Below are 26,836 nucleotides of genomic sequence, written 5' to 3' on the forward strand. Positions count from 1 at the left end.
AAAAAGTTAATCTTTTTTTGCCCGATTTGTGGCGGGCAATGTCGCCAAGGGATATCTTCGGGCAGGTAGTGCTTGACGTAGCCTAGGTCTGATCGCCGTCGCTTTGGAGCGCTGCGAGGATGGAAGCGATCATCAATAGCTCTGGCTTCGATTTGCGGACACCGTTTTGTAAAGCCAGCTGCAGGTTTCGCGGCAGCTCGCGGTACACGCCGTCGGCGAGCAGCTTGAGTTGCTCGGCGATGCCAAGCGCGAGTTTGGTTTCCCCGCTTAAATCTGAGGGACTCGATACCTGTGTCTTGGATTTAGGCAGCTCGACGTAGAAACCGAGTAGGTGCTGTTTCGTAAAACCAAGTTTGTTGGCCTCTTCCAGGTTTGGTTCTGCTCGCATGAGTTTCGAAACCTCAGCGAGCTGGTCGAGCGTGTACTCGACCGCGGTTCTGTTTCGCTTTTGCGGCGCGAGGTGAGGGTGAGTCGCGTCGATTCTGATCAGGGTTGGTCGCGAGGTTCCAAGCAGCCTAGCGGCTGAGGATCTAGTAAGGCGTGATGTTTCTTCCATCCTCCTTCTATGCGCCTTACGAGGACGAGTCCAAATCGGTGGACGATGGACAGGGTAGACGCTCTCAAAAACTTTTTTTTGCTTTGGCTACCTTAAATAAAATAGGGGTAGCATGGCACTAGATCATGCAGTTAGGAACGACCCTAAGGGTCAGTTGACAGTAACCGTCGACGGTCGGAGCTACAGGCTCGACCATCGCATTCACTACATCGGAGGCAAAAAGAAACCTAGCAGGCATCTCTACCTCCGAATGTCCGTGCGGGGCAAGCAAGGCTGGATCAATCTCAAAACCAGCGATCCAGACTTGGCTGTCTTGGCGGCGCGAGAAAAGATACGAGGCGGCTTACCGCTCGAAGGCGAGGAGGTCGATTTTTCGCAGGCTACCGTTGCTCAGTTCTTGGCTGCCTTTAAGGCTCTTGGAATTTTGCCGCCGAAGACCTACCGAGACTACCGCAACAAGGTTCTGCGAGTCGTAGCGTGGATCAAGGGTATCGAGATTCCAAGTGTAACGACAGGGCCGAGGCGCAAGGCTTTTGAGCGAAAGGTGGGAGCCGTAAGGCTCTCGACGATCAAGGAGCAGGATCTGATGGCCTGGCGGGAACGCCAGGTGGAGCTCTGCCGTCGCGACTCGGAAAAGCGGCAGAGTCCACGGTCACCGAACGGGCTGATCGCTGCCTGGTGGGCAGTGTTTAGGAAGTCGTCGCTTTGGGATCTATTCGGTCTATCGAGTTTCCCTGGCTTGGATTTAAAGAAGCTCAAGACCAAGAAAGTCGTTTTTCGAACATTGGTGCCTCTGCAGGGCTTGATTGATAAAGCGAATCAAGAGCTCAAGGAGCAGGACCCCGATTGCTACGACCTGTTTCTGCTCGCTACTGCTCTGGGGCTCCGGCTCAAGGAAGCGGACATGTTGTTGTGGTCGGCTTTTGATTTTGATCGCAAGATTCTCAGTCTCAGGGCGAGCGTCTTGTATGGATACAAGAGCTACCAGTCTGAGGGGGATGTCAAAATCTATAACGACAAGGTTCTGGCTCATTTCCGTTCGCGCTTTGAAAATCGCATCGGCGACTTCGTCCTGCCGTCTGACCGCCCGGCCGGGGAAGACAAAGAGACTACCTACTATCGCTGCGAGCCGACGGCCGATCGATTGAAGGCATGGCTTCGCTCGCATGGTGTTGTATACGAAAAGCCGATACATTACCTGAGGGGGGCGGGTGGAAACCAAGTCCGCATTGATAACGACATTTTCGCGGCACAATGCTTCCTGAGGCATGCCAGCGTTCAAACGACCATTGAGTTCTATTCCGAAGTCGATACGAGTTACAGTACGACTCTGGAATTCTAGGTTCTTTCGGGAAGTCTAACTAGCAGAACCCCAGTTTTGCGTTGCTGACGTGCACGCGGCTGGGGATTTTTTGTTGTTTGGCCACTCGGTACATCGCATGGTGACCGTGCCGATCAAACGCGAAGACCGCTTGGAGTTCTGAAAGTGTCGCTTGGGAAGTTGCGATGGCTTCTGAGCAGTCGGCCCGGATTGGGGACTCTTGGGCCTGAGCTCTGGTCTATTCGACGGCGAAAGGGTCGGAGACCGGCTGGGTGGTAAATCCTTCCGAAAAGTGCGATTCGGATGCCTTGTCGGAATGTCCTTGCCGCTTGCCGTTCACGGAGGCAGTTTCTCGGACGAAAGGCGAATCTAGTACAGAACTAGTACAGAATCGGAAACCGCTTTACAAGCGATCCAGTCGAAATCCATAAGTCATTCAAAATAAACGACTTATGGTAGGCCCGCTCGGACTCGAACCGAGGACCAATGGATTATGAGTCCACTGCTCTAACCGACTGAGCTACAGGCCCAACACAGGTGAAAAACAAGACAAGGTCTGTTTCTCGGCCGTTTGTCAACTCCGAGCAGTGGTCGGGTCAGCAGTGTAGTCGCATTCGCGACGGGATCTTGGCTTACGCCTCGGAACGAATCGACTGGGCAACAGGCCCACTCTTGGTGGAAATTCGAACGAAGTCTGTTCCGATTCGCTTTGTTAGCATCCGAGCGGCGCATGAGTTCGCCGTGTAACGTAGCTTCGGGGTCAGGCGCTCAGGACCTTGTCCTCTTGCTGGTACGACGATATGACCTCGTCTACGATTACGGGAATCGCGGCGAAGGACTTGGCTTTCGAGTCTTCAAACCTCTGGTCGCCGAACTCTTGGTATTCGATGCCTTCCTGCCAGGAATGGGACACTCCGAAGTATCGCGAGAATACTTCGATATGAGGGTGAAGGTGATTCCAGTCGGCTCGTATGCCGTCGCCGGTGAAGCCGAATTCTCCGCTAGTGGTCAAAGTCACCATGCGCTTGCCTGAGAGAATGGGTTCTAAGGGGAAGTCGCCTCGTCCAAGGTCGAATGAAAACGTTTCTCCGACCCGCACGACTTGATCGACCCAGGCTTTTACGGCTGCCGGCACTCCGTAGTTGTGCATGGGAGTGGCGAGCACCAGGACGTCCGCCGCTTTTAGCTCGCTGATCGCTTGGTCCGAATATGCGAGCAGCTCTCGCTGCGTTGCGTTTCTTTCCTCAGGTGGCGTGAAGACGGCCGCTATCCATTTCTCGGAAACGAATGGCGGGGGCTCGACGCCCACGTTACGGGTAATGATTTTGGAGCCTGGAATCCGGCTTAGCCAGCTCTCCTCGAAGCTGCTCGCCATTCTTCGCGAGAGCGAGCGTTCCCCGCGAGGGCTTCCATTGATGATGAGTACGGTTGGTGTGTGGTTCATGCTTACTTATCAGTAGGTAGGTTTTGGTTGATAAAAAAAATCAGACGGGTAGGTTCGATGTCCGGTAGGACTGCGTGAGCTTTCGAAAGAGCTCTGGATCGGCATTGTTGTGAGCCATCAGGAAGGCGCCGTAGACGAGGGCGACGCATCGGTCCCCGAGGCCTGGGGTCCAGTTTTTGCCCTCCGGATCGGCCTCTTGGAAGGCTTTCTCCAGCCACTTCGAGGCTTCGCCGAAAAACCTCGTCGCGTACTCGTTCATCTCTGCGGGCACCACATCGCGATCGGATGCGGCGCTGGCGAACAGGCAGAACAGGCCATCGTCCAGCGTCTTTGAGAACAGCTCTAGGAAATGGTCGAGTCGCTTTTCGGGCGGCAAATCATCTGCAGCCCGGAGGTAGGCCATGTCGCTCTCGTAGTAGCGCGCGGCGAGTTCTCTGCCGAGATCCGCCTTGGTCGGAAAGTGGTAGTGGATCGCGGCCGACTTGACTCCGATTTCGGCCGCCAGGTCTCGGAAGGAAAAACCTCGGAATCCGGCCTTCTGGGTGTGCCTCAAGGCGATGTCGAGTATGCGTTCCTTCGTTTTCATGTTTACTTATCAGTAGGTAGGTAAACGTGTGCGTTGGGCAAACGACTGCGTGGCGGTTTCGCGATGGCGGGGCGACGGGGGGAAGCTCTCGGAGGGAGCGGCGAGACTGATGTCTCCGAGGGCAGCAGATTTTTTGGGAATCGGCTTCCGCGATCGTTTCGTTTGTAAATTGGCGTTTGAAACTGGGTTGAGGGAGCGGCGTGCCCGGCGGTCACGCCCTACCTGTCGATTGGCTCCCTTCTTTAGGAGATTCCGGGGCTTTCTTCCATGGCTGCGGAGATGCGGGCTGAGACTTCGTCGAAGCTGGCTTTGCCGTCTATGCGCGTCACGCCGTGCAGCTGGTTGTACTTGCGGATCACGGGAACGGTTTTCATTTCGTGCTCTTCCAGGCGTTTGACGATCTTTTGCGTGCTGCTGTCGTAGGGCATGCAGCGCTCGGTTTTGCTGCGGGCGTCCAAGCGTCGGATCAGCTCCAAGGTGGGCACTTCTATTTCGATGACCTTGGATATGGAGGAGCCGTGCTTTTGCAGCAGACCATCGAGAATGTAGGACTGCACCAAGGTTCTGGGAAATCCTTTGAAGATGAAGCCTTTGACGTCGCCGGCGTTTTCGATGCGACGCTCGATCAGCGGCACCACGATTTCGTCCGGGACCAACTGGCCGCTTTCGTAGAGGGCCTTGATCTTTTTTCCCAGTTCCGTGTTGGCGGCGATCTCTTCCTCCAGCATGGGGCCGGTGGCCACGAACTCCAGGCCGTACTTCGCGGCGAGGGCTTTTCCTTGTGAACCGCGGCCCGAGCCCGGATAGCCGAAGATGACCACGTTGAGTAGAGTCTTGCGTAGTTCCTGCTCCACTACGTCCTTGATGGACGCGTAGACCTTGTCGATAGGAGCCGTCGCGTCCACGTCGTGGCACAGCCCCCTCTCCTTGTAGAACTGGAGCACCGGCAGGGTCTTTTCATTGTATTCGCGCAGGCGGTTTCGGATCACGACTTCATTGTCATCGCTGCGGCCCGAGCTCTGGCCGCGCTTGAGGAGTCTTTCGACGGATACCTCTTCCGGTACCTGCAGATTGATCAGACAGGTCAGAGAGCTGTGCAGTTTGATCATCAGGCCTTCGAGGATGTAGGCCTGAATGTAGGTGCGGGGAAAGCCATCGAATAGAAAGCCCTTCGCCTGACGGTTGTCGGTGATGAATTTCTCTATGATTTGAACGATGATTTCGTCCGAAACGAGCCCGCCCTCTGCGATGATGCTGCGGGCTTCCTCTCCCAAGGGTGTTTTGTCCGCCATTTCGCGGCGCAAGATTTCGCCGGTGGAAATGTAGTGCAGTTTGTAGTCCTGAATCAGTCGCTCCGACTGTGTTCCTTTGCCTGCTCCTGGAGGTCCGAATAACGCGATATTCAACATGGCTGCTTTTGCTTGGAAGAGATAGAAATCTTTATCTAAAGCCCGAGGGGGAGAAGCGCAAGCGTGCCGGCGTCGCTTTCGATAGATAAGTCCCTAACGCCGAACGTGCTGTGGCTTTATCATCACAACCACGCGTGAGGAGTCGCACAGTCGGCGGGTGGAGTTTTGACTTGGCGAAATCGGGATCAACGGACTGCTGCAAGCGTTGTGGGCCGGTTTGACGTTTTATTCGAAATCTTCGGTTTGCGAGGGGAGCGCTTTGCTTTTAGGTTGCCAGCATGAATGCGAAGTATTTGGAGGCGGTGGTTCATCCGGCTCAAGTCTATGGCTCGCCGGATGACGTTTTGAGTGATCTGTCCCTCAGCCGGGCGGAGAAGCGCGAGGTGCTGGAAAGCTGGGAATCGGAGGCCATCCACCGTTGCGAGGAACCGAAGAGGATCTCGCTGCGCAGCGCCTCGAACGATCAGGGCTTGAGCGCGATCCGACGGGCTTTGGACGCTCTTTAGAGCGTTGCAGACCGGAAGGTTTTTTCAGGAAACCCAGTCCGCGATGTCGGCGGCGATTTCGCGGTAGGCGAGCTCGCTGAACATATGCGACTCGCCGGGGCGTTCCACCAGCTTGATCTTGGCGGTGGTTGCCGCGGAAAGGGCTGCGTGGCTGTCGGAAAGGGGCACAACGTCGTCGTCGGCGCCATGGAAGAGCAGCCAAGGTTGCGTGAGCGTTTCGGCGGCCTTTAGCGTGTCTCCGATAGCGAGGGCGTCGTCCCAAGCCTTTTGCGAGAGCGGGCAGGTGGGCTCGTCCCACATGAAGCCTTGTCCGGGCGTGGCGTTTCCGAACTCGCGTTTGAAGAACTCGGCGGTGTGGACCATGCCGGCGAGCGACACCAAGGTTTGGATACGGTAGGGCTCTTCGGCGGCGACGAGGGCGCCGACGGCTCCGCCCATGCTATGGCCGACGTAGATGATGTGGCGTTGCGGGCTGGAGAATTCGTCCAGCAGGTCGGTGAGGTCCTGGGTTTCGCTGGTGATGGTGCAGTCTTCGAAGCGCCCTTGCGACTTTCCGTTTCCGGTGAAGGAGAAACGCAGGGCGGGGATGCCTCGCATCGCCAGCTGGTCGGCCAGTCCTTTGATCAGCGGGCGGTCCTTGTTGCCGGTAACTCCATGTCCGATAAGGGCGAGGTAGCGTGTATTGGGCGCAGGGTGGAAGGTGGCGTCGATGCGCTGGCCGTAGCGGTTTTTGAGCGTCGATGTATCCATTTTTCTGAAAGAAACAGTTGAGAACGAAGAACTGCGAAGTGTGTAGTTGCTTAAAAACTACATCAACGGGTCGTGATCGCGGCCGGGAAAGGTGAGCTCGGAGACGGCGGATTTGTCGAGCTCGCCTTTGTCGGCGTCGATGAGCTTGCGGTATTGAGCCTCGGTGGCTTCGGAGAGCGGCACGGTGACGCCGCTGGCTTTGGCGAGGGCGTTGGCGATGCTCGAGTCCTTAGCGGCGTGGGCGGCGGAGAAGTAGCAGTCGTGGTCGCGGGCGATCATGTCGTCGCCGTCGGTCTCCAGCACGCGAGAATTGGCCCCGGTCTGGGAGAAGACTTTCTTGAGGACTTGCAGGTCCAGGCCGAGAGCGGCTCCCAGCCCCAGGCCTTCGGCGAGTCCGGCGGTGTTGATGTTCATGACCATATTGACCAGAGCCTTGACCTTGGCGGCGCTGCCGATGGGACCGATGTATTGAAGATCTTGTGACAAGTCTTCGAGAAGCGGCTTGTTTTTCTGAAAAACGTCTTCGTCGCCTCCGATCATCAGGTAGAGCGTGCCGTTGCGGGCTTGAGGGATGGAGGAGGCCATGGCGGCTTCGAGAGCTTCGGCTCGGGCCTCTTTGGCGGCGGCGGCCGCAGCTTGGTGGGCTTCGGGCGAAAGGGTGGCGCAGTTGATGAAGGTTTTGCCGGCGACCTCGCTGAGGTTTTCCTTTGAAAAGAGCTCGGCCATGGCTTCGTCGTCGGGGATGACGGTGAAGATGATTTTGGCGGACTGGATGGCTTCGGCGGCGGAGCTGGCGGCGACGGCGTCGACTTCTGGAGCCACCAGCTCGGTGGCGGTCTTGTTGATATCGTAGACGCTAGCGATAGAGTAGCCAAGGTCTTTGAGGTGACGGGCCATGTTGGCGCCCATGCGGCCGAGGCCGATGAAGGAGATGGGTGTGTCTTTCATGCGTGCGGAGTGATGGATTGGCGGAATTCCCGTTGAAACACAGATTTCGGATCGAGTCACGGAAAGAGCTAATTGTTAAGGGGAGACGCGATGGTGGGGGTCGCGATTGCGTCTGCCGGTTGCGAGTTGGGGCAAGTCGCGTTAGGGTGTAGCCTATGCAGACGAAATACGAGAAAGCTGTGGGAAACCCGGGGCAGGTTTACGGCCGCCCTGAGGACGTATTGAGCGACGAGGAACTGAGCGCGGAGCAGAAGCGCGAGGTCTTGAAGGAGTGGGAGGCCGAGGCGATCCACTTGCAGGAATCGGCCGCGGAAGGTTTCGGAGGGGGCGAGCGCAGCCGTCTGGACGAAATCGAAGCGGCTCTTTCGAAGCTGGAGAGTTAGGCGGCCGCGCCTGGCGCTGCGCCAGCGTTTTTCGAGTTCAGGTCTCGGCTCGATTGGTCGGGGAGCTTTTCTTCTTCGGGTTGTACCGGCTGAAGAAGCGGGCTTCGGAGTCGGCGTCGCTGATGAGGATCAGCTCGGTGCCCTCGGTGATAGGCGTGTGAGGGTTCGGGGGCGCTTGCATGCCTTGATCGGCGATCATGGCGATGACGTTGCAGCCGGTGTTGAGCACTAGGTTCTCTTCGAGCAGGGTTTTGCCTTGGAGATCGGGCGGGGCTTGGACCTTGAAGATATTGAGCCCTTCGGCGACCATGAGCACGTCGCTGTGCTTGAAGTAGTTTGAAAGAATGTTGGCGCCCATGGAAGCGTAGGAGAGCACGATGTCGGCTCCCGCGCGGTGGAGTTCGCTGATGGTTTCCGGTTGGGTGGCTCGACAGATGATCTGGATGTCGGGACGGAGCTTGCGGCAGAAGATGGTGAGGTAGACCTCCAGGTCGTCGTCGTGGGAGGTGATCACCACGGTGCGTGCGTCGATGATGCCCGCTTCCTGCAGCACTTCGAAGGAGGAGGCGTCCCCGCGCACGCCCTTGTCGCCGAAAGGCTTGAGCAAGTGGGGGGACCGATCGACCACGCGGTAGTTGGCGTTTTCGCTCTCCAGGGTGCGGCAGACCGCGGCGCCCACGCGGCCGGCTCCGATGACGATGATCAAGCTTTGGGTTTCGTCGGACTTGCGGTAGAGCCGGTCGAAGGTCTCCAGCTGGGTTTCGGATCCCGCGAGCAGCAGCACGGTGTTGCGGTTGATGGTGGATTGGGGGCGGGCGATGAGGAATTCGCCGCGTTCCCACAGGCCGATGACGTTGACCCCGGCGCTGGCTCGCAGGTTGGCTTCGGCGAGGGTCTTGCCCTCGAGCTCCGGGGTGTTGGCGACCGCTTCGGCGATGAAGAGGTCTTCGAACTGGGCGACCTTGTGGGTGATGGACTTGCCGCCGTGGGAGCGGCGGGCGAGGGCTTCGCCGACGAGAGAGGGCAATTGGAAGGTCTTGTTGGCTCCGGAGAGGCGGATCACGTCGCGGGAGGATTTTGACTCCGCGGAAGCGATGATCGGGATGTCTTCGCGAAAGGAGCGGATGGTGAAGGCGAGGCGGGAGTTTTCGAAGTCGTTTCCCGTCAGGGCCACCATGCCCGCATGTTGGAGACGCAGGCGCTCGTAGGTGTCGGGCTGCCGCGGGTCGCCCCAGTAGGCATTGACGCCCAGGTCGGTGAGGCGGATGCACTCCTCCTGCTCGGAGGCGAGCAAGGCGTAGTCGTTTCCGTGGCGTTCCAGCTTTTCGATCAGGGCGGCGGAGACGGGATCGTAGTTGAGCAGGATGACGTGGCCTTCGACGTCGGGAGAAACGCGCTCGCGGATGGCGCGTTTGGCCCGGCTTTCGACCCAAGGGGCGTAGAAGAATTCGATCAGGGTGAAGGGCAGCAGGACCAGCAGGAAGACCACTCCGGTGAGCAGCACGATGATGCTGAAGATGCGGCCCAGGTCGGAGTGGAAGGTGATGTCGCCGAAGCCCAGAGTCGACATGACGGTGAGGGACCAGTAGACGCCGGTGAGCCAGGAATGCTGTTGTCCCTCCCAGGCCATGATGACGTGGAAGAGCACGCTGAAGATGGCGACTACAATCACCAGGATAACGATGAAGCGCAGTAGCAGGCGCAGGTTGCGGCGGCGGGATTCGGATTCGCCGCGCAGGAAGGACAGGGCGCTGGAGGTGAGGAATTTCAAGAGATCTTTTGCGGAACGTTGGACGGTTTTCTAACCACAGATAACACAGATTTTTGGGATCTTGTATAGCGTGTTTTCTGGGAGAAAGGATGATGGATAGGGGATGGGAGTTTGGCGTTTACAGGCAAGGGGAGCAGCATTGTCTATTCGTTCAATGGAAAAGGGCAGATACGAACCGAACGACGACGGGTTTATCAATGATCAGGTGCGCGAGGCGGCAAAGTCGATCGGCAAGGCGATCCATATCTACTGCGAGGGCCACTACGCCCACAGCAACGCCCGGGACATCCCAGGTTCGCATCCGCTGGTGGAGATCATGGAGCTGCTGAGGGAGCTCGACGAGGAGACGGCGGAAAAGGCCAATCGCACGCACGATGCGAAGCTGTTCAAGATCCACAAGCCGACGAAGAAGGCCAAGACCCGGTGGAATATCTAGTTTGGAGTCGGAGGGGCCGACTTTCTCAGGAAGGGGGCTACGGGTTGGCGGCTGCGGCCGCTGGGGGGCGCGGACTGGCTAGCGGGTGGCGCTGGCTTTTAGGAAAAGGGGGCTGGGGAAGGTGTCGCTGGTGGGGACGAAGCGGCGATGGCGAGTGAGCGAATCGGCCTGGCGGGCGATGGTTTCCTCCTGAAAGAGATCGGTGATGGGCGACCAGAGCACGAGGTCGTGGGAAACGCGCAGGGTGAGGGTCGCGGAGCTGAGTTCCGCCAGTTGCTGGATGGCGATCTGCGGTGGGGCCATGTCGAGGACGAAGGTGCGCCCTGCCAGGTCTGTGGCGGTGAGAGGGTCGGTTTGCAGGATCCATTCGACGAGGTTGCTGAGGCCGTCGCGGTCGGGGTCGGCCTGTTCGCCGGAGATCGAAGCTTTGGTTTGCTGGGAGGCGGAAAACACGGATTGGCTCCAGGTCTGGTAGGAAATGCTGTCGCCTGCGGGCTCTCCGAAGGCGATGCCGCGTCCGGCGGTGCTCATGTAGACGCGGCCGAAGCGGTTTTGGTCGCCGATGACGAAATGGGCGTTTCCGGGCCCGCCGAACTGGTGTTGGTCGTCGTTGATGCGCAGCCAGCTGGCGCCTTGGTCGGTGGAACGAAAGACGCCTTCCACGCCGTCGATGGAGCCCCAGACGAAGAGCGTCGGGTAGCTGGCCTCGGGAGCGGCCTTGCCGGTGCCTACAGCCCGAGCGGCGTCGACGGAATCGAGTTGGGAGAAGGTGGCGCCGGCGTCGGTCGACCGGTAGAGTCCCCGAGTCGGGTGGGCGAGCCAGAGGTGCCCTAGGTGGTCGAAAACGGTGGCCAGACGATCGAAGGCGCCGCTGGGAAGGTCGTTGGCTGCGGCGGCAAAGGTTTTTCCAGCGTCGTCGGAACGGAAAAGGGTGGTGTCGGAGAGGACGTAGAAGATGTCGCTGTTTTCGGGATCGGCGATGGGGCGAGCGTCGCTGACGGAGAGGCCGGAGACGGGCGCCCAGGTGGCGCCTTGGTCCTCGCTGCGGTAGGTGACGCTGGAGCCTTCCGGGGCGTGCAGCAGGACGGAGCCATCGGCATTGAGGGCGATGTGTCCGTTTGGACCTTCGATCTGTGGAGCTTTGGTCCAGGTTTTGCCTTGGTCTTCAGAGCGGTACAGGGAGCTGCCGACTCGGTAGACGAGGGCGCTGTTTTGGGAGGCGAAGGTCAGGCCGGTGGTGGAGCCGATGCCCGGTTTGTGGACGGGGGCGTAGACATGGGGATCGCTGTGCAGGAAGCCGTCGTAGTCCTTGATGACGGAGATGGTGGGGCCGTCCGGGATGGAAACGAGGTTTTCCGGCACCGTTTCCTCCAGGCCGCGAACGGTGAACTGCCAGACGGTCGGGGTGGCGTCGATGTCGGCGCAGCGATAGACTCCGTTTCCGGAGGTGACCCAGACCGTGTCGGTGTCGAAAGGGTCGAATTCGATGGAGCCGGCCCAATGGATGGACTGGCCGGGGATCCAGGTGACGCCGTTCGGGTCCAGCTCGAAGCCGCGAGCGACCAGATCGGTCCAGCTGCTTCCCCCGTCGGTGGAAAGAAGAAAGCGGTCGCCGTGGGAAGCGGGCTGCGCGCTGGTGTCCTGCTCCATCCAGGTATTGATGGTGGAAACGATCAGGCGCTGCGGATCGGCCGGGTCGACGCTCACCCCGCCGAAGGCCCGAGTGAAGCCGCTCGGGGTGATGTTCGTCCAGCTATCGTCCCTTGTGTCGAGCTTCCAGACGCCGCCGGTGTCGAAGGTGAACGCGCTGTTGACCCAGTCCCCATGGGGACCGGCTCCGTTTCCGAAGGTGAGGTAGAGCGAGCCATCCGAGGCTAATGCTCCGCGTTGCGGCATCTGGGCAGGGGCGCCGGGCGCTAGGCTCCAGGTTTGACCGGCGTCGGTGGAGCGGTAGAGGTTTTCGGAGGTTCGGGAGATGCCGGCGTAGAGGGTTTGGGCGGCGCCCGCGTGTTCGCTGGACGGGTCGATGATGACGAAGGCCACGCCGTTTCGGCCCTCGGTGGCGGTCACCGGTAGAGTCTCGAGTCGGCTCCAGGAGGAGCCTCGGTCCAGGCTCTTAAAAAGTCCGTCGTAGCGGGTGCCGCAGTAGAGGATGTCGGAGTTGAAGGGATCGACCTGCAGCTTTTCGCCGTTTTGCCGCCCGATGCCGTTTCCGTGGGCTTTGAACTGATCGGTGACCTCGATGATCTCGAAGGTTTCGCCATAGTCGTCCGAGCGCAGGATGGCGCTGCGACCGTCGGAGAAATAGGAGGTGCCGACGAAGAGGTAGAGGCGGTTGGGGAAATTGGGGTCGGTGGCCAGCGATTCCACGCCAAGGTAGCCCACGTCTTCGCGGCTGGTCCAGTCGTTGAGAGCGATCCAGGTGGCGGACGAGTCGTCCCAGCGGTAGGCTCCGCCTACGTCGGTGCGGGCGTAGATCAGGCCCGGTTCGGACGGGTTGGCGATGATGGCGGAAACGAAGCCGCCACCGCCGATGCGCACGGAAGCCCATTGGGTGTGGTTCGCCTCGGAGGCGAAGGAGGGGGCTGACAAGGCGAGAATCGCCAGAAGGCGGAAAAAGAGACGGAGCATATCATGCTGGGGGCGTTGCATGATATAGGGTTAAATCTACGTGGGTTCAAGAAGCGAGTAAAAAGAATGCCGAATGATGGCTGGCGCGCGGAGCGACGCGACCAGGCATGGCGATTCGAGCTTGGTAAATGAGGAGGTGGGGGCGACGTTTCCGAGGTCCGCCTGCGCCGGGTGCGTGGGTCTTTGGATGATCGTTCGGACCAGGTGGCCCTATTCTGCGAGGGCGTGGCCGATGCCGAGCTCCTGCGGGACTTCGAGGGTTTCGGTGGCGGAGGCGGTGACGGTGGCTTGCATGCTTTGCAGGTCGATCCGGGTTTCGCAGAAGTGGGGGCCGCTCTCGTAGCGGAGGTGGAGCTGATGGTCTTCGCTGGGAAGGATGCGCAGTTCGGCGTCGAAGGCGGGGTGGTTGTTGCGCAGCTTCATGAGCTGAAAAAGCTGCTGCACGACGGGGCGTTGGATTTCGGCTTCGATTTCCTCGTTGCTGTAGTCGTGGCGGTTTATGTCGCGGCCGTTGCGGGTGGATTCGACGAGTTTGATGTCGTTTTTTCCGGCGAGCATGCCGACGTAGTAGATTTGAGGGATGCCTGGAGCGAAGAATTGCAGGAGGCGGGCGATGAGGTAGCGGGCGTCGTCATTTCCCAGGGCGGAGTAGTAGGTGCAGTTGAGCTGGTAGATGTCCAGGTTGCCGAAGGAGGCGGAGTTGTAGATGGCTTTGACGTTGGCGCCTTGCTTGAAGAGGGCGTCCTTGGTGGCCTCGATTTCCTCTGGGGTGAGCAGGTCGGCGACGTCGACCACGCCGATGCCGTCGTGGGTGTCGAGAGTGGTAAACTGCTTGCGCGGGCAGATCTCGAACCAGTCTTTCAGGCGCTTGGCGGAGCCGCTGTAGAGGGTATGCAGCACGAGCATGGGCAGAGCGAAGTCGTAGACCCAATAGCCTTTTTCGGCCAGTTTGAGCTGGATGCTGTAGTGCTCGTGGATTTCCGGGAGGAGAATGGCTCCGCCCTCGGCGGCGATTTGGTCGCAGAATTCGAGCACTTCCCAGACGTCGGGTTCGAGGAAGAAGCAGTTGGTGCCAGGGCGCTTGGTGGTGTAGGCGAAGGCGTCGAGGCGGATGATTTTGGCCCCGCGATTGACGAGCCCGCCGATGGTCTGGCGAAAGAACTCCTTGGTGACGTCCTGGCGGAGGTCGAGGTCGATTTGCTCGTAGTCGAAGGTGCACCAGATCTTCTCGGTGCTGCCGTCGGCGAAGGTGGCTTCGAAGTAGGGCGGACGCGGCTTGCGGGTGTAGATCTTGGCGAGGTCCGCGGCGGGGGCTTCTCCGTCTGGCCAGAGATTTTTGTAGCGCAGGAAGAAGTCCTTCCAGGGGGACTGGTCCTTGCGCTGCAGGAAATCCTGGAATTCGCGAGACTGTTGGCTGAGGTGGTTGGCCATGAAGTCGACCGCGAGATCGACCCGGCTGGAAATGGACTCGATGTCGTTCCAGGTGCCGAAGACAGGATCGACTTCCTCGTAGGTGAGCGGCGCGAAGCCGCGGTCGGCGCTGGAGGGAAAGAAGGGGAGGATGTGAGCTCCCGAGAGGGTGTCCTTGCCGTGGGTTTTGAGGAAGCGGTCGAGCTGGGAAAGGTTTCCGCCGAGGGAGTTGGCGTAGGTGATGAGCTGTATGCCGTTTTTCATTGCGGTGTCTAGGGGTGAAAGGTGGAGCTGGCCCGCTTGTTGGGGGTGACGTCCGTTTGGCGAGCGGGGCGTTCGAGTACGGTTTTAAGACTAGGGAGGGGGCTTGATCGGAAAAGGTTGTTCATCTAGATAAAACCAAGATTCCTAGCATAGACCCATTTCCCTCGTGCTCCACCACCCCGAACGGCCTTCTTCTCAAAGCGCTAAGCTGATCGAAATCTTTCGCGATACCTTTCGCGGACGCCAGGAAGCGCTCAAGCGCGGACTCGCCCCGATACGGGTGCCGCAGCCGAGGCGTTTGTATCATCGGCAAAAGGACATGGCGTATCATTTCAAGCCGGAGATGTTCGTGCAGACGGGAGGGGCGACGCTGTTTCGTTGTCCGGAAGAGGAGCTCTTGGTGCGAGCTCCGGAGATCTGCATCATGCCGATGGGAGTGCCGCATCACGAGACGGTGGAAAATTTGGATACGCCCTTCGAGAACGTGGTGGTTTGCTTCTATAGCAAGACGGTGACGCTGCATCTTGCCAAAGCGGACGAGCATATGAAGCCGCGGGCGACTGATATTTTTTTCTATCAGACGCCTTATTTTTCGGACCTGGTGGCGATGCTGAATCTGAGCGTGGACCTGAGTCACAGCACGCTTCCCGACTCCAAGCTCGGTTTGCAAGGGGTGATGATGGGCGTGTTTTCGCTGCTGCTAAATATGATCGCGACGGAGGACGGGGCGGCCAGCGTGGAGTCTCAGCGGGTGTATCGTTGCCAATGGCTGATTCGCAATCACCTGCAAGATCCGGAGCTTTCGGTGCAATGGCTCTCCGATTCCTTGGACTGCAGCTCCAACTATTTGTCTAAGCTTTTCCATGACGAGCTGGGCGAGAAGGTGACCAACTACATCACGCGTATCCGTTTGGACAATGCGCTCTACGCCCTGCGGGATACGGCGCTAAGCGTGAAGGAAATCGCTCTGGCCTGCGGCTTTCGGGATCCGAACTATTTTAGCCGCGTCTTTCGTCAGCGCTATGAGATGACGCCCAAGGACTACCGGCAGAAGCTAGTGAACGAAAGCGGCAAGCCGGAGTCGCAGCCAAAACTGGTGCGAGGTGACCACGAAGAATACCACTATGGATACGACGATGAGAATCGTCCCATTCGCGGCAACCTGAAGAAGGTACCTGAGGCTAATGGTCAGGCTGAAGATTAGGCTTTTTCAGAACTGATCGCGAGGGTAGGGCTCTCGTTCCCATGGCGGCAGTGCGAGGGAGCTGCGTGGTCGTTTAAGAATGGCGAAGCCGAGTGGTAAGTAGCGAGTCTGTGGGGATTTGGCATTTTTCTCCCGTTCTTCGTAGTTTTGTCCAGACTTGTCCCGTTGCGGAATCCGAGCGGTTGGAGGAGGTTGTTTGGTGTACTTGAGGGCGTGTTCCAGCGCCCATCGCTCCAAACCCCTGAGGGCGTTTTGTAAGCGATATACCCAAAACGAACTCAACCCCGAATAGTTCAATGAAGCTTAATCTAACTACCTCAATTCGGCAGAAACGTGTCGCTACGAGCAAGCGTGTCTGCCCAGCAATCAGCTCGTTGCTTGCGTGCGGCGTTCTCGTGACGAGTGCCGTTTCGGCCGACAATGAAATGGACGAGTTTGACGACGAGGAGATCTTTCTGCTCGAAGGCGTGGTCGTCACTGGCGTGGCGGCGGAAACGACTAAGGTAAAATCCAGCGTGGCGATCAGCACGGTGGATGCAGGGGACCTGGCTCCTTCGGCGCCCCGTTCCACGGCCGAAATTTTCCGTAGCATCCCAGGCATTCGTTCCGAAGCGACTTCCGGTGACGGCAACGCGAACATCGCGGTGCGTGGACTGCCGGTAGCGGCGGGCGGAGCGAAGTTTCTGCAGTTGCAGGAAGACGGGCTGCCGATTCTCGAGTTTGGCGATATCGCTTTCGGTACGGCAGACGGTTTTCTCCGCCCCGACTACACCACCGAGCGAGTGGAGGCCATCCGTGGCGGATCCGCCTCGACCTTTGCCAGCAACTCTCCGGGTGGTATCGTCAACTTTATCAGCCGCACGGGCGCGGTCGAAGGCGGAAGCGTGGGACTGACCACGGGACTCGACTACGATTCGCTGCGATTGGACTTCAACTACGGCAAGCCGCTGGGCAATGATATGCAGTATCATGTCGGTGGATACTACAGAGTTGGCGAAGGTGTCAGAGAGGCTGGATACGATGGAAATGAAGGAGGTCAGATAAAGGCCAACTTCACCAAGTTTACGGAAAACGGATACGCTCGGTTCTTCTTCAAGCGCTTGGACGACCGAGCCATCACCTACATGCCGATGCCGGTCTTGGCGACTGGGACGAACGCGAATCCCCACATGGGCGCCTTGCCAAGCTTCGATCCGCTGACCGACACGCCGCACACGCCAGCCTTCATCGAAAACGTTGGGACTGACGGCCAGGGCAATCGACGAGTGAGCGATCCTCAGGAAGGCTTGCGCTCGCTCTCGACCGCGTTGGGAGCGGAGTTTTCGTTCGACCTCAGCAGTGATTGGAAACTGGTAGATCGATTCCGTTATTCCGATAATAGCGGCCGCTTTGTAGCTCCGTTCCCGGCCCAGGTCGCTCCTGCTCAGGAAATCGCCGACTCCATAGCGGGCGCAGGCGCGACGCTTCGCTACGCCACGGGAGCGAATGAAGGCGCTGTGGTGAATCCAGCGTCGCTGAATGACAATGGACTTCTGATGCGTGTCCATATGTTCGATACGGAGCTTAACGACTTCAACAACCTCGTCAATGACCTCAAAGTGACTCGTCACTTCGGCGGTGGCGATTCAGGTACCTACGACCTGACCCTTGGCTACTATCACTCGACGCAGAACATCAACATGGACTGGTTGTGGAATTCCTACCTGCTCGAGGTCAAGGGACGCGATGCCCAACTGGTCGACGTGTTCGATGCTGACGGAGTGTCGTATTCCGATCGAGGTTTGATCGCCTATGGAACTCCTTTTTGGGGCGGCCTGCATCGCAACTACGACACCGAGTACAGCATCAACGCGCCGTACGTCGCCTTGGCGATGGAGAAAGGAAAGTTCAACATGGATGTGAGCGCCCGTTACGATTTCGGAGATGCGACTGGTTCCTATGCAGGCACTCGCTATGAAACGAATGTCGACCTCAACGGTGATGGATTGATTTCGATCCCCGAGCAGAGTATTGAAGTCGTGGATACGGCGAATCGCAGTCCGGTGGATTACGATTGGGACTACTACTCATTGTCGTTAGGAGGCAACTACGCTTTCACTGAAGACTATGCGGTGTTTGCTCGCGTCAGTCGCGGCGGTCGAGCCAATGCGGACCGCTTGATATTCGGACCAAACATTCTAGCGGACGGATCGCTTCGCGACGACGACGCTGCGGTCGATATCGTGGAGCAGTTTGAGGCCGGTATCAAGTATGCCAACGACGACTTCGCGGGCGGCGTTCTTGGCGTATTCGCCACCGCTTTCTTCGCGGAGACGGAGGAACAGAACTACGAAGCGACGACCCAGGTGTTTTTGGATCGTGTGTACGAGGCGACCGGTTTGGAGCTCGAGAGCAGCTATCGCAGAGGCAACTTCGACTTGAAGGTCGGAATGACCTGGACTGACGCGGAGATCACTTCGGACGCGTTGAACGCTTCGGTGGTGGGCAATACCCCACGTCGCCAGGCGGACCTCATGTACCAGATCAGCCCCAGCTATACGACCGATAAGTGGTCGGTGGGAGGTAGCGTGATTGGCACGACCGACTCCTATGCCCAAGACGACAACGTGTTGGTGATGCCCGGCTACGAGTATGTTAACCTCTATGGCAGCTATCGCTTCAGCGACGCGTTCAGCGTATTGCTGACGGTGAACAACGTCTTCGACGAGTTCGGTTTGAGCGAATCGGAGGAGGGCTCGATTCCTGCCAACGGAATCATCCGCGCTCGCGGTATCGCTGGTAGCTCGTCCGCCCTCACTTTCCGCTACGATTTCTAGCAGTTTGAGGATTTAGGCTTAGGATAGAGGAGGGTCGCTGCTCGTCGCCTTGTCGAGGGCAGCGATTTTCCTTCTTGATCATTACTTTTCTCCCCTACCGTTTTTGATTCGTTTTTCGTGAACGAGACGCTCGGTCGACCACCCCTTTTGGTTCTTATGAAGTTATCCCCCGCAACGGAGCGCCTGTCGCTCAAAGAGAAAATCGGCTATGGCTTGGGCGATATGGCCTCGAACTTCTATATGGGGTTCTTCGGCTTGTTTCTACTCTACTACTACACGGACGTGTGGGGAATCTCTCCCGCGGCAGCGGCTACCATGCTTCTGGTTACCAAGATCGTAGATGCCATTAGCGATCCGGCTATGGGGCTGATCGCGGATCGGACGCAGAGTCGTTGGGGCAAATATCGTCCTTATCTGTTGTGGACGGCGATACCGTATGCGTTGCTTGGATACCTGCTGTTTATGGGGCCGGATCTTTCTGACTTCGGAAAACTCGCGTTCGCTTACGTATCCTACACTTTGGTCATGCTCGCCTACACGGCGATCAATGTGCCGTATTCAGCCTTGTTGGCGGTGATTTCTCCGGTGGCGGAGGAGCGAACCAAAGCGACGCAGTTTCGCTTTGTCTTCGCGTCTCTCGGGACCTTGTCGGTGGGAGCCATGGCCAAGCCCTTGGTAAACTTCTTTGGAGGCGAGGACGAGCTGCTTGGCTTTCGGCTGACGATCGTTCTGTTCGCGGTATTGTCTGTATTGATTTTCTGGATCACCTTTGCCACGACGCGGGAGCGGATTCAACCCAAGGTCCACAACTCTAGCGTGCGGGATGACATGTCTGCGTTGTTGAAGAATGGGTCGTGGATCGTGCTGATGTTCACGGGGATTCTGGTGGTTGTCGGCTTGATCGCCCGATTTGCCTCTTTGGCGTTTTACACCAAGTACTACATGGGAGAGGACGACGCTCGGTACTTTTTGTGGATGGATAAGACTTCATTCATCGTTTCCTTCGGTCTGGTGGGGCAGCTTGTGGGGGCTCTGGTAACGCCCATGCTCGCGAGGAGCTGGGATAAGAAGCATTTGATGATCATGGCGAATGTGCTGCATGCGGCGCTGCTGGTCTTCTCCTTTTTCGTGTCTCCAGAATCCTATGCCCTGACGGTGGTTTTGCATAGCCTGGGGATTTTTACGTTCGGTGTGGTCATTACGCTGCTCTTTGCGATGTACACGGATTGCGCGGAGTTTGGGGAGTGGAAGACCGGAAAGAACACCGCTGGACTGACGGTATCGGCTTCGATGTTCTCGCTCAAATTTGGTTCGGCGGTGGGCGGGGCGTTGCCGGGCTTCATTCTCGCCTGGTTTGGGTTTGTGGCGAACGAGCAGCAAAGCGAAACGTCGCTGCTGGGAATTCGGCTCATGACCAACGCCTTGCCCGCCTTGTTTTTCATGCTCGGAGGGATGCTGATGATTTTCTATAGGATCGATCGTGAGACGCTCAGTCGAATAGAGGACGAGCTCTCGGAACGGAGGGCGGAATGAGAGAGGTTGACGAGCTTTTCTTCGGGGCATCACCTTTTTGCGTAGAGTACTTTCTGCCCACGAATGTTTGAATGAGAAGGTTTGCTAAATGGGCAAACCTGTTGTGAGCCGTCTGATGACGGCCTAAGATAGGCTGTTGAGGTTCGGGCAATGTTTTTCGCTGATTTTGGTGATGATTTTTTTGGGGGGATGTATTCAGAGTTTGATACGTTATGAATGATCGGATTTGTTGCATAGGGGAGTCGCTGGTCGACTTCGTCTCGACAAAGAGGTGTACCCGCTTGCTGGATGCGGAGGCGTTCAAGCCTTGCCCGGGCGGGGCGCCTGCGAACGTCGCGGTAGCGATCGCTCGCTTGGGCGGGAGGTCGAGCCTCATATCTTGCGTAGGCGAGGATGCGTGGGGCGACTTTCTGCGCGAGACGCTAGATCGAGAGGGCGTGGATACTCGCGGACTGCAGCGAACCGCTGGCGCTTCCACCACATTAGCATTCGTATCGCTCGATGCGGAGGGCGATCGAGACTTCTCCTTTATGCGTAGTCCAGGTGCGGATACGCTGCTGGATGCGTCCGCGATGGCGGAAGAATCGTTGGAAGACTGCGGACTCTTGCACTTCGGCACGTTTAGCCTCAGCGTGGAGCCTTCGCGAGGCACGACCTTGGAAGCGGTGCGGCGAGTAAGGGAGCGGGGCGGGCTGATCTCGCTGGATGTGAATTATCGAGAGAGCGTCTGGTCGAGTCCGGAGGAAGCGATTCGTTGCGTAGAATCGGTTTTACCCTTGGTCGACATTCTCAAGGTCAGCTGGGAAGAGGCGGTTCTGCTGACCGGACTTGAAGATCGGAAGCTCGCAGTTGAGCGATTGATGTCTACGGGACCTCGAGTCGTGCTGGTGAGCCTGGATGCGGAGGGCTGTCTTGGCGCGAATCGCGAAGCTCAGTTTCATGTATCCGCATTTTTGGTACCGTGTGTGGATGCGACGGGCGCGGGCGATAGTTTTATCGGAGCGTTTCTGCAACGCTTCGTTGAGCTGGAACTTCCGTTTGAGAACGCGGAGAGGCTGGAGGAGGCATGTCGCTTCGCCTGCGCCGCGGCTTCGATAACGGTTTCCGGCTACGGAGCGATCCCGTCGCTGCCGCGCCGCGAAGAGGTGCTGGCGAAGGTCTAGCGGGAAGCTAGGGTTTTTTCCAGAAGGAGGCGTTTTTGATCTGGGCTGCTTCTGGATCGAAAACCGGGTCCTTGCCGGCCTTTTGCTGGCCTTCGAAGTCCTTCAAGCAGCGGAAGACGGTCGGGCTGAGCAGGAGGATGGCGATGATGTTGACCCAGGCCATGAGCCCCACGCCCACGTCGCCCATGGCCCATGCGAGCTTGGCGGATTTGATGGTGCCGTAGTAGATGAGGCCGATGAAGAGGATGCGAACGATCTGCTTGGCCAGAGTGCGTCGCGGGCCGGATTTGATCAGATACATCAGGTTCGACTCGGTGTAGTAGTAGTAGGCCAGCAGGGTGGTGAAGGCGAAAAACAGCAGGGCGATGGCGATGAACGGCGAGCCGAAGCCCGGCAGCACTGAGTCGACCGCGTTTTGGGTGAAGGCGGGTCCGACGGTGATTTCCGGAATGTTGTCGATCAGGCGGCTGCCGTCGGCGGCGAAGACGTTGTAGGAGTCGGTGATGAGGATCATCAAAGCGGTGGCGGTGCAGACGAACCAGGTGTCGACGTAGACCGAGAAGGCCTGCACCAGGCCCTGCTTGGCGGGGTGGTCCACTTCGGCGGTGGCCGCGGCGATCGGGGCGGTGCCTTGGCCTGCTTCGTTGGAGTAGATGCCGCGCTTGACGCCCCATTGGATGGCGGCGCCCAGCATGCCCCCGAGGGCGGCGTCCATGCCGAAGGCGTTTTTCACGATGGAGAGCAAGGTGGCGGGGATGAGGGATATGTTTGCTCCGATGACCACGAAGGCCACCAAGATGTAGCCGATGGCCATGAAGGGGACTGCCAGCTGGGCCACGTGGCCGATGCGGTGCACGCCGCCGAAAATGATGGCCCCTAGGAGGACTACGATGACCACGCCGGTGATGGCGGGGTTGACCCCGAAAGCGTTGTTCATGGCGGCCCCGATCGAGTTGGATTGCACGGAGGGCAGCAGAAGTCCGGTGGCGAGGATGGTGGAGAGGGCGAAGATCACCGCGTACCATTTCACGCCCAGCCCTTTTTCGATGTAGTAGGCCGGTCCGCCGCGGTACTCGCCGTCGATTTCGGTTTTATAGATCTGAGCCAAGGCGGCTTCGGCGAAGGCGGAGCCAGCCCCCAGAAAGGCGATGACCCACATCCAGAACACGGCGCCGGGACCACCCATGGCGATGGCGGTGGCCACGCCGACGATATTGCCAGTGCCCACGCGGCCGGACGCGGCCAGGGCGAAGGCCTGGAAGGAGGACAGCCCGCTAGCCGATTCCTTGCCCTTGAAGAGGTAGCGCAGCATGGCGGGGATCTGCCGCAGCTGCAGGAAGCGCGTGGTGAGCGAGAAGTAGAGGCCGGTGATCAGGCAGAGGCCCACGAGCCAGTTGGACCAGATGATGTCGTTGAGGAAGGAGATCAGTTTTTCCATGGGAAGGTCAGGCGGCGAGGAGAAGGGAAGAGGAAGATGGAGAATCGAAAAAGGGAGAAGGGCGGGCGAGAGAGGAACGGATCAGGAATCGGGCAGATGGGTGACGATCTCGCACTTGACGGAATTGGCCAGGAAGCACTCCGCGTGGGCTAGGTGGTGCAGTTTTTCCAAGGCGGCAGCGTCTGGTGTTTGTCCGTCGGCGAAGGTGATTTCCGGATACAGGTCCACGCGGGTGATGACCGGCTTGCGACTCTCGTTTTTCTCCAAATGCCCCACCGCCCGGTCGACGTAGCGTTCCACAGTGATGCCTCTCATGGAGGCGATGGCGAGGAAGGTGAGCATGTGGCAGCTGGACAGGGAGGCGACGAAAGCTTGTTCCGGGTCGATTTTCGACTCGTCGCCTAGAAAGGCGGGAGCGGCCGAGGCGGTGACGGTGAGGCTGTGGCCGAAGTCCCAGGTATGGTTGCGAGAGTAGGTCTTGTAGTCGAAGGCGGCGTCGCCGCGCTCCCAGGTGAGGGTTGCGATGTGTTCGGACATGCGAGTCGTTATGGATCAAGGAGCGGACGCTGTCCAGCAAGGGCTGCGCCGCTCGGTTGAGCCCGAGTGGCTTGATCAAAAAAGGGCAAATTTGGGCTGATGTTCGACTCGAATCCTGTCGACGTATAGGGAAGCTAAATCAGCTAAATGAGTGAATCGCGTCCAAAGAAATGCGGCCATTGCGCTGCCCCGACCACCCTGCACCTGACCAAGGTCGTCAACGGCAAGGTGTACAAGCTCGGCGTCTGCGCCAACTGCCCCGAAGCGGCGGCGATCCAGAGCGGAGTGGGGTGGGACCTGCTCGATACGCCAGCAGTGGCGCCGGTCAGCAATCCCTCTCAGAGCGGCAGCAGGAAGTGTCCCGACTGCGGGCTGACACCGGCCGATTTCAAGGAATACGGCCGTCTCGGCTGCCCGACCTGCTACGAGGTGTTTCAAGAAAAACTGGAGCCGCTGCTCAAGACCCTGCACCGAGGCGTGACGCACTTGGGAAAGGCGCCGCGCGGACGTCGCAGATCGATTTCTCCCGAGGAGATCGAAGCCCTCAAGCGCCGCATGGACGAGCATGTGAGCCGCGAGGAGTACGAGCTCGCTGCGGTGGTGCGCGATCAGCTCAAGTCGCTCGAGGAGTCGTCCTGAGCCTATGGGCGTTTGGTGTCTTTTCGCGTTTTGGGATCGAAGGCGGAAGGTGACGTGAAAGCCTTGTTAAAACCGGTGAAAGCGCTGAAGTCGGCCGCGAATCGGCCAATATAAGAGTACTGATTTGCAACCCCTCTGACTGCTCACACTGCCCTGCTATGGCCGACTCAAAGAAGATTATCCTGCTCGAAGACGACAAGGCGTCCGCTCGCCTGGTATCAACATTTCTGGAATCCAAAGGCTACGACGTTCGTGAAAGCTACGAAGGGCGATTCGCCATCGAGATGGCTCTCAAGGACAAACCTGATCTGCTGATCGCGGACGTGCTTCTGCCCGACATGCATGGTTCCGAAGCGGTGAAGCAGCTGCGCGCCTCCTCGAAGATGAACGACTTGAAAGTGCTCTTTCTGACCTCGCTGCTCAACAGGTCCGCGACAGCGGGACAGGAAACGCGTTTGACGGTTGGCGGGCGCGAATACCCGGCGCTTTCCAAGCCCTTCAAGCCGGCGGTGCTTGCGAGCATCGTCGAGAAGATCCTTTCTGGAGAGAATTAGGGCGCTCTCGTTTAGCGGGGAGCGGTCAGGCGATCCTCCTGAGCTTTGCTAAGAAGCCTTGTTCGGCGAGCGCGTTTCGCGGTGCCGAGGCGTAGCCGACACTCGAAGACGACCCGGCTACGGAATGTGAGCTCCGCTGCGAGTTTCTTCGTGGGTGGGGGCGAGCTTAGGATTTGCTGAGCGTGACCACGCACTCCAGGTGCTTGGTTTGGGGAAACAGGTCGAAAGGCTGCACCTCCGCGACCTGATACCCGCCATCGATCAGCGTGCGAAGATCGCGCATCTGGGTGGCAGGGTTGCAGGAAACGTAGACCACGGTCCTCGGTCCGAAGGCGATCAGCTGGCTGAGAAAGTCCTCGTTGGAGCCCTTGCGCGGCGGGTCGATGATCACTGCGGAGTCGCTGCCGGGAAAGTCGATTTGGGAAAAGATGGAGGCGGCGTCGCCCACCACGAAGCGGGCGTTGTCGAGCTGGTTCGCCTCGGCGTTCTTCACCGCGTACTGGACCGAGTGCTCGGAGACTTCGATGCCGACCGCCTCCTTGAAGCGCTTGGCGGCGGTGAGGCAAAAAAGGCCGCTGCCGCAATAGGCGTCCACGAGATGGGTGGCCCCGCTTTCGGCGGCCTTGCCCGAGACGTAGCGGGTGAAGCTCTCCAGGATGCTTGGGTTGTTCTGGAAGAATTCGCCTGCGGGGAAGGAGAAGATCACGTCGCCCACCTGTTCGCGAATGATGGCTTTGGGGTCGGTGGTGACGCCGTCGAGGTGTTCGCGGATGAGCAGGGTGCCGCCTTTCTTGAAGGGCTTGCGGTCCTGTCGGGCCTGGGTTTCCGCCTTCAGGCGGCTCAGGGCGGCGTTCATCTCGTCGCTCACCAGAGGGCAGCGGTCGATTTCCACGTAGTTGAAGCGGGAGCCGGCCTTGAGGAAGCCGACGGTCACCTTGCCGTCGCGGCGCGGCTTTTCGAAGTGAGGGGTCAGCTTGGAGCGGTAGGCGTACTGCTTGGGGGAGGGAATGGCCGGCAGGACATCGTGCTTGATGCGGGCCATGTGCCAGAGCAGCTCCTGCACCTGCTTGGTTTTCCACTCCAGCTGAGTCGGGTAGTCGAAATTCTGGTATTGGCAGCCGCCGCATTCCGTAAAAACCGGGCAGGGCGCCGCGACGCGGTGGGGCGAGGGGCGCAGCACGTCGATCAGGTCCGCTTCGGAGAAGTTCTTGTCATTGCGGTAGATGCGGACCTTCACCCGTTCGCCCGGCAGAGCGAAGCGGACCATGATCACCCAGCCGTCGTGGCGGCCGAGCCCTTGTCCCATGTTGGTGAGCGTCTCAATCTCCAGCTCGATCTCTTCGTGGTATTGGTAGGGGTCTGGCCGGAAGTTCTTAGGCGTGCGCTTCTCTGGAGTTTGATTTCCGCTCATGATGAAAGTGGGGAGGAAGGAGACGCAGAATCGAGCGGATTTCCAGACCTAAATTGGCCGCGGCCGATTCGTGGGCGGGCAGGGGGGATGCGATTCAATCTCGACTTGGCGCTGGTTCTGCATGTGTTTCGGAAGTTTATGAGTATTGAAGACAAGAAGAACGCGTTGGTGGATGAGCTCATGCCGTTCGAAGACCACTTCGAGCGCTTTGCGTACATCATCGATCGGGCTAAGTCTCAGCCGCCCTTGGCGGACGAGTATAAAATCGACGCGTTTCTGATCGAGGGCTGTCTCTCCCGGCTCTGGGTCTATCCGGAGTTCAAGGATGGCAAGTGCTACTTCCACACCGATTCCGATGCGGCGATCACCAAGGGAACGTCCACCCTGCTCTGCAGTCTATACAGCGATGAGCGACCGGAGGACATCATCGCTCTGGAACCGGATTTTCTGGCGGAAGTCGGGGTGACGCAGCACTTGTCGCCAAACCGCCGCAACGGGTTGACCAACGTGCGTACCCGTATAAAATCTTATGCGGAACTTTGCTTGAAAAACGCTGAAACGCAGTAGCTTGCGTATGGGAGGGATCCTTTCCCCCTCCTGCGGATCTAAGCTTCTAAATCCATGGAAACAAAGCAACAGGACGAATCCTTCATGCGAGCGGCTATCTGCGAGGCGGTGAAGGGAGATGTGGTGAAAACCGCTCCCAATCCACGCGTCGGCGCTATCGTGGTCGAGCGAGGGGAGATCGTCGCCATGGGCCATTTCGAGCAGGATGGCGGTCCGCACGCGGAGCGAAAGGCATTCGACGCCCTTGGGCGCAAGCCCGCTGAAGGAGCCTGTCTCTACGTGACCCTGGAGCCCTGTTCCACTCAAGGCCGCACTGGCGCCTGTACGGACGCCATCGTGGAGTCCGGAATTCGCCGAGTGGTCATCGGAGCCTTCGACCCCACGCCGGATCATCAAGGCAACGCCGTCGCCATCCTGGAGCAGCACGGCATCGAGGTGGTGACCGACGTGTTGGCCATGGAGTGCGGAGCGATCAATCCGCAGTACCGCGGCCACACCACCAAGGCCCGCTAGGCTTTTTTCTGTGGGGGTTCGATAGTTTGCCAAGGGTAGGGCTCGA

Annotated in this window: 24 protein-coding genes and 1 tRNA gene; 12 read left to right on the forward strand and 13 right to left on the reverse strand. The window is 58.8% G+C overall.

What is annotated here, in order from left to right:
- Window positions 1-82 precede the first annotated feature (82 nt).
- Window positions 83-388, reverse strand: coding sequence for a hypothetical protein (locus QEH54_RS00675; RefSeq protein ID WP_309016681.1), 306 nt, complete (start codon window positions 386-388; stop codon window positions 83-85).
- A gap of 322 nt (window positions 389-710) precedes the next feature.
- On the opposite strand from QEH54_RS00675, the gene QEH54_RS00680 reads away from it, so the two are divergent.
- Window positions 711-1,898 carry a hypothetical protein gene (locus tag QEH54_RS00680; protein WP_309016682.1) on the forward strand — a complete coding sequence of 396 codons (1,188 nt, stop codon included), beginning with the start codon at window positions 711-713 and terminating at the stop codon, window positions 1,896-1,898.
- Between the two features lie 432 nt (window positions 1,899-2,330).
- Here QEH54_RS00680 and QEH54_RS00685 read toward each other — a convergent pair.
- The 4 genes from QEH54_RS00685 to QEH54_RS00700 all read right to left on the reverse strand — a co-directional run bounded on the left by QEH54_RS00685 (window position 2,331) and on the right by QEH54_RS00700 (window position 5,316).
- A tRNA-Ile gene (locus tag QEH54_RS00685) sits at window positions 2,331-2,407 on the reverse strand.
- 230 nt (window positions 2,408-2,637) lie between these two features.
- Window positions 2,638-3,321: an NAD(P)H-dependent oxidoreductase gene (locus QEH54_RS00690; RefSeq protein ID WP_309016683.1), complete on the reverse strand. Its 684-nt coding sequence runs from the start codon at window positions 3,319-3,321 to the stop codon at window positions 2,638-2,640.
- A 40-nt stretch (window positions 3,322-3,361) separates the two neighbouring features.
- Window positions 3,362-3,907 (reverse strand): TetR/AcrR family transcriptional regulator, encoded by a 546-nt coding sequence (locus tag QEH54_RS00695; protein WP_309016684.1) that lies wholly within the window; start codon window positions 3,905-3,907, stop codon window positions 3,362-3,364.
- Between the two features lie 242 nt (window positions 3,908-4,149).
- On the reverse strand, window positions 4,150-5,316 hold the full coding sequence (locus tag QEH54_RS00700; protein WP_309016685.1) for an adenylate kinase: 1,167 nt from the start codon (window positions 5,314-5,316) through the stop codon (window positions 4,150-4,152).
- A 278-nt stretch (window positions 5,317-5,594) separates the two neighbouring features.
- Between QEH54_RS00700 and QEH54_RS00705 the strand changes: the two genes are divergently transcribed.
- Window positions 5,595-5,822: a hypothetical protein gene (locus tag QEH54_RS00705; protein WP_309016686.1), complete on the forward strand. Its 228-nt coding sequence runs from the start codon at window positions 5,595-5,597 to the stop codon at window positions 5,820-5,822.
- Between the two features lie 24 nt (window positions 5,823-5,846).
- Here the strand turns inward: QEH54_RS00705 and QEH54_RS00710 are convergent, their stop codons facing one another.
- Both QEH54_RS00710 and QEH54_RS00715 read right to left on the reverse strand, forming a co-directional pair.
- A complete protein-coding gene (locus tag QEH54_RS00710; protein ID WP_309016687.1) occupies window positions 5,847-6,572 on the reverse strand; it encodes an alpha/beta fold hydrolase in 726 nt (241 codons plus the stop codon).
- Between the two features lie 57 nt (window positions 6,573-6,629).
- Window positions 6,630-7,520, reverse strand: coding sequence for an NAD(P)-dependent oxidoreductase (locus QEH54_RS00715; RefSeq protein WP_309016688.1), 891 nt, complete (start codon window positions 7,518-7,520; stop codon window positions 6,630-6,632).
- A gap of 155 nt (window positions 7,521-7,675) precedes the next feature.
- Between QEH54_RS00715 and QEH54_RS00720 the strand changes: the two genes are divergently transcribed.
- Window positions 7,676-7,903, forward strand: a complete 228-nt coding sequence (locus tag QEH54_RS00720) for a hypothetical protein (protein WP_309016689.1) — start codon at window positions 7,676-7,678, stop codon at window positions 7,901-7,903.
- Between the two features lie 37 nt (window positions 7,904-7,940).
- Here the strand turns inward: QEH54_RS00720 and QEH54_RS00725 are convergent, their stop codons facing one another.
- Window positions 7,941-9,674, reverse strand: a complete 1,734-nt coding sequence (locus tag QEH54_RS00725) for an NAD-binding protein (protein WP_309016690.1) — start codon at window positions 9,672-9,674, stop codon at window positions 7,941-7,943.
- A 154-nt stretch (window positions 9,675-9,828) separates the two neighbouring features.
- On the opposite strand from QEH54_RS00725, the gene QEH54_RS00730 reads away from it, so the two are divergent.
- The gene (locus QEH54_RS00730) at window positions 9,829-10,110 is read left to right on the forward strand and encodes a hypothetical protein (protein ID WP_309016691.1); all 282 of its coding nucleotides are present in this window, start codon (window positions 9,829-9,831) and stop codon (window positions 10,108-10,110) included.
- A 78-nt stretch (window positions 10,111-10,188) separates the two neighbouring features.
- Here the strand turns inward: QEH54_RS00730 and QEH54_RS00735 are convergent, their stop codons facing one another.
- Complete coding sequence (locus QEH54_RS00735; RefSeq protein ID WP_309016692.1) at window positions 10,189-12,762, reverse strand: hypothetical protein; 2,574 nt, start codon at window positions 12,760-12,762, stop codon at window positions 10,189-10,191.
- 189 nt (window positions 12,763-12,951) lie between these two features.
- Window positions 12,952-14,415, reverse strand: coding sequence for a sucrose phosphorylase (gtfA, locus tag QEH54_RS00740; RefSeq protein ID WP_309016693.1), 1,464 nt, complete (start codon window positions 14,413-14,415; stop codon window positions 12,952-12,954).
- A gap of 166 nt (window positions 14,416-14,581) precedes the next feature.
- On the opposite strand from gtfA, the gene QEH54_RS00745 reads away from it, so the two are divergent.
- The 4 genes from QEH54_RS00745 to QEH54_RS00760 all read left to right on the forward strand — a co-directional run bounded on the left by QEH54_RS00745 (window position 14,582) and on the right by QEH54_RS00760 (window position 21,131).
- Complete coding sequence (locus QEH54_RS00745; RefSeq protein ID WP_309016694.1) at window positions 14,582-15,619, forward strand: helix-turn-helix transcriptional regulator; 1,038 nt, start codon at window positions 14,582-14,584, stop codon at window positions 15,617-15,619.
- Between the two features lie 296 nt (window positions 15,620-15,915).
- Window positions 15,916-18,435 carry a TonB-dependent receptor gene (locus QEH54_RS00750; protein ID WP_309016695.1) on the forward strand — a complete coding sequence of 840 codons (2,520 nt, stop codon included), beginning with the start codon at window positions 15,916-15,918 and terminating at the stop codon, window positions 18,433-18,435.
- Between the two features lie 156 nt (window positions 18,436-18,591).
- On the forward strand, window positions 18,592-19,968 hold the full coding sequence (locus QEH54_RS00755; protein WP_309016696.1) for an MFS transporter: 1,377 nt from the start codon (window positions 18,592-18,594) through the stop codon (window positions 19,966-19,968).
- A 212-nt stretch (window positions 19,969-20,180) separates the two neighbouring features.
- The gene (locus QEH54_RS00760) at window positions 20,181-21,131 is read left to right on the forward strand and encodes a carbohydrate kinase (protein WP_309016697.1); all 951 of its coding nucleotides are present in this window, start codon (window positions 20,181-20,183) and stop codon (window positions 21,129-21,131) included.
- A 7-nt stretch (window positions 21,132-21,138) separates the two neighbouring features.
- Here the strand turns inward: QEH54_RS00760 and QEH54_RS00765 are convergent, their stop codons facing one another.
- On the reverse strand, window positions 21,139-22,569 hold the full coding sequence (locus QEH54_RS00765) for an alanine/glycine:cation symporter family protein (RefSeq protein WP_309016698.1): 1,431 nt from the start codon (window positions 22,567-22,569) through the stop codon (window positions 21,139-21,141).
- A gap of 81 nt (window positions 22,570-22,650) precedes the next feature.
- The gene (locus QEH54_RS00770; protein ID WP_309016699.1) at window positions 22,651-23,106 is read right to left on the reverse strand and encodes an OsmC family protein; all 456 of its coding nucleotides are present in this window, start codon (window positions 23,104-23,106) and stop codon (window positions 22,651-22,653) included.
- A 147-nt stretch (window positions 23,107-23,253) separates the two neighbouring features.
- Between QEH54_RS00770 and QEH54_RS00775 the strand changes: the two genes are divergently transcribed.
- Window positions 23,254-23,745 carry a UvrB/UvrC motif-containing protein gene (locus tag QEH54_RS00775; protein WP_309016700.1) on the forward strand — a complete coding sequence of 164 codons (492 nt, stop codon included), beginning with the start codon at window positions 23,254-23,256 and terminating at the stop codon, window positions 23,743-23,745.
- A 158-nt stretch (window positions 23,746-23,903) separates the two neighbouring features.
- Window positions 23,904-24,299, forward strand: coding sequence for a response regulator (locus QEH54_RS00780; RefSeq protein ID WP_309016701.1), 396 nt, complete (start codon window positions 23,904-23,906; stop codon window positions 24,297-24,299).
- 166 nt (window positions 24,300-24,465) lie between these two features.
- Here QEH54_RS00780 and QEH54_RS00785 read toward each other — a convergent pair whose 3' ends face one another.
- The gene (locus tag QEH54_RS00785) at window positions 24,466-25,710 is read right to left on the reverse strand and encodes a class I SAM-dependent RNA methyltransferase (protein WP_309016702.1); all 1,245 of its coding nucleotides are present in this window, start codon (window positions 25,708-25,710) and stop codon (window positions 24,466-24,468) included.
- Between the two features lie 138 nt (window positions 25,711-25,848).
- Here QEH54_RS00785 and QEH54_RS00790 point away from each other — a divergent pair, with 138 nt between their 5' ends.
- Window positions 25,849-26,277 (forward strand): SufE family protein, encoded by a 429-nt coding sequence (locus QEH54_RS00790; protein ID WP_309016703.1) that lies wholly within the window; start codon window positions 25,849-25,851, stop codon window positions 26,275-26,277.
- Window positions 26,278-26,331: 54 nt separating this feature from the next.
- Entirely contained in the window at window positions 26,332-26,790 is a 459-nt protein-coding gene (locus QEH54_RS00795) for a bifunctional diaminohydroxyphosphoribosylaminopyrimidine deaminase/5-amino-6-(5-phosphoribosylamino)uracil reductase RibD (protein ID WP_309016704.1), read from the forward strand.
- Window positions 26,791-26,836: the final 46 nt, after the last annotated feature.

The sequence above is a fragment of the Pelagicoccus sp. SDUM812003 genome (assembly GCF_031127815.1).
Taxonomy (GTDB): domain Bacteria; phylum Verrucomicrobiota; class Verrucomicrobiia; order Opitutales; family Opitutaceae; genus Pelagicoccus.

Bases quoted from the DNA above. Each gene is read 5' to 3' on its own strand.
- QEH54_RS00755 (WP_309016696.1), top strand. From the start codon at position 18,592: ATGAAGTTATCCCCCGCAACGGAGCGCCTGTCGCTCAAAGAGAAAATC.
- QEH54_RS00770 (WP_309016699.1), bottom strand. From the start codon at position 23,106: ATGTCCGAACACATCGCAACCCTCACCTGGGAGCGCGGCGACGCCGCC.
- QEH54_RS00720 (WP_309016689.1), top strand. From the start codon at position 7,676: ATGCAGACGAAATACGAGAAAGCTGTGGGAAACCCGGGGCAGGTTTAC.
- QEH54_RS00750 (WP_309016695.1), top strand. From the start codon at position 15,916: ATGAAGCTTAATCTAACTACCTCAATTCGGCAGAAACGTGTCGCTACG.
- QEH54_RS00780 (WP_309016701.1), top strand. From the start codon at position 23,904: ATGGCCGACTCAAAGAAGATTATCCTGCTCGAAGACGACAAGGCGTCC.
- QEH54_RS00700 (WP_309016685.1), bottom strand. From the start codon at position 5,316: ATGTTGAATATCGCGTTATTCGGACCTCCAGGAGCAGGCAAAGGAACA.
- QEH54_RS00730 (WP_309016691.1), top strand. From the start codon at position 9,829: ATGGAAAAGGGCAGATACGAACCGAACGACGACGGGTTTATCAATGAT.
- QEH54_RS00785 (WP_309016702.1), bottom strand. From the start codon at position 25,710: ATGAGCGGAAATCAAACTCCAGAGAAGCGCACGCCTAAGAACTTCCGG.
- QEH54_RS00765 (WP_309016698.1), bottom strand. From the start codon at position 22,569: ATGGAAAAACTGATCTCCTTCCTCAACGACATCATCTGGTCCAACTGG.
- QEH54_RS00735 (WP_309016692.1), bottom strand. From the start codon at position 12,762: ATGCAACGCCCCCAGCATGATATGCTCCGTCTCTTTTTCCGCCTTCTG.
- QEH54_RS00705 (WP_309016686.1), top strand. From the start codon at position 5,595: ATGAATGCGAAGTATTTGGAGGCGGTGGTTCATCCGGCTCAAGTCTAT.
- QEH54_RS00715 (WP_309016688.1), bottom strand. From the start codon at position 7,520: ATGAAAGACACACCCATCTCCTTCATCGGCCTCGGCCGCATGGGCGCC.
- QEH54_RS00760 (WP_309016697.1), top strand. From the start codon at position 20,181: ATGAATGATCGGATTTGTTGCATAGGGGAGTCGCTGGTCGACTTCGTC.
- gtfA (WP_309016693.1), bottom strand. From the start codon at position 14,415: ATGAAAAACGGCATACAGCTCATCACCTACGCCAACTCCCTCGGCGGA.
- QEH54_RS00675 (WP_309016681.1), bottom strand. From the start codon at position 388: ATGCGAGCAGAACCAAACCTGGAAGAGGCCAACAAACTTGGTTTTACG.
- QEH54_RS00775 (WP_309016700.1), top strand. From the start codon at position 23,254: ATGAGTGAATCGCGTCCAAAGAAATGCGGCCATTGCGCTGCCCCGACC.
- QEH54_RS00795 (WP_309016704.1), top strand. From the start codon at position 26,332: ATGGAAACAAAGCAACAGGACGAATCCTTCATGCGAGCGGCTATCTGC.
- QEH54_RS00690 (WP_309016683.1), bottom strand. From the start codon at position 3,321: ATGAACCACACACCAACCGTACTCATCATCAATGGAAGCCCTCGCGGG.
- QEH54_RS00695 (WP_309016684.1), bottom strand. From the start codon at position 3,907: ATGAAAACGAAGGAACGCATACTCGACATCGCCTTGAGGCACACCCAG.
- QEH54_RS00790 (WP_309016703.1), top strand. From the start codon at position 25,849: ATGAGTATTGAAGACAAGAAGAACGCGTTGGTGGATGAGCTCATGCCG.
- QEH54_RS00710 (WP_309016687.1), bottom strand. From the start codon at position 6,572: ATGGATACATCGACGCTCAAAAACCGCTACGGCCAGCGCATCGACGCC.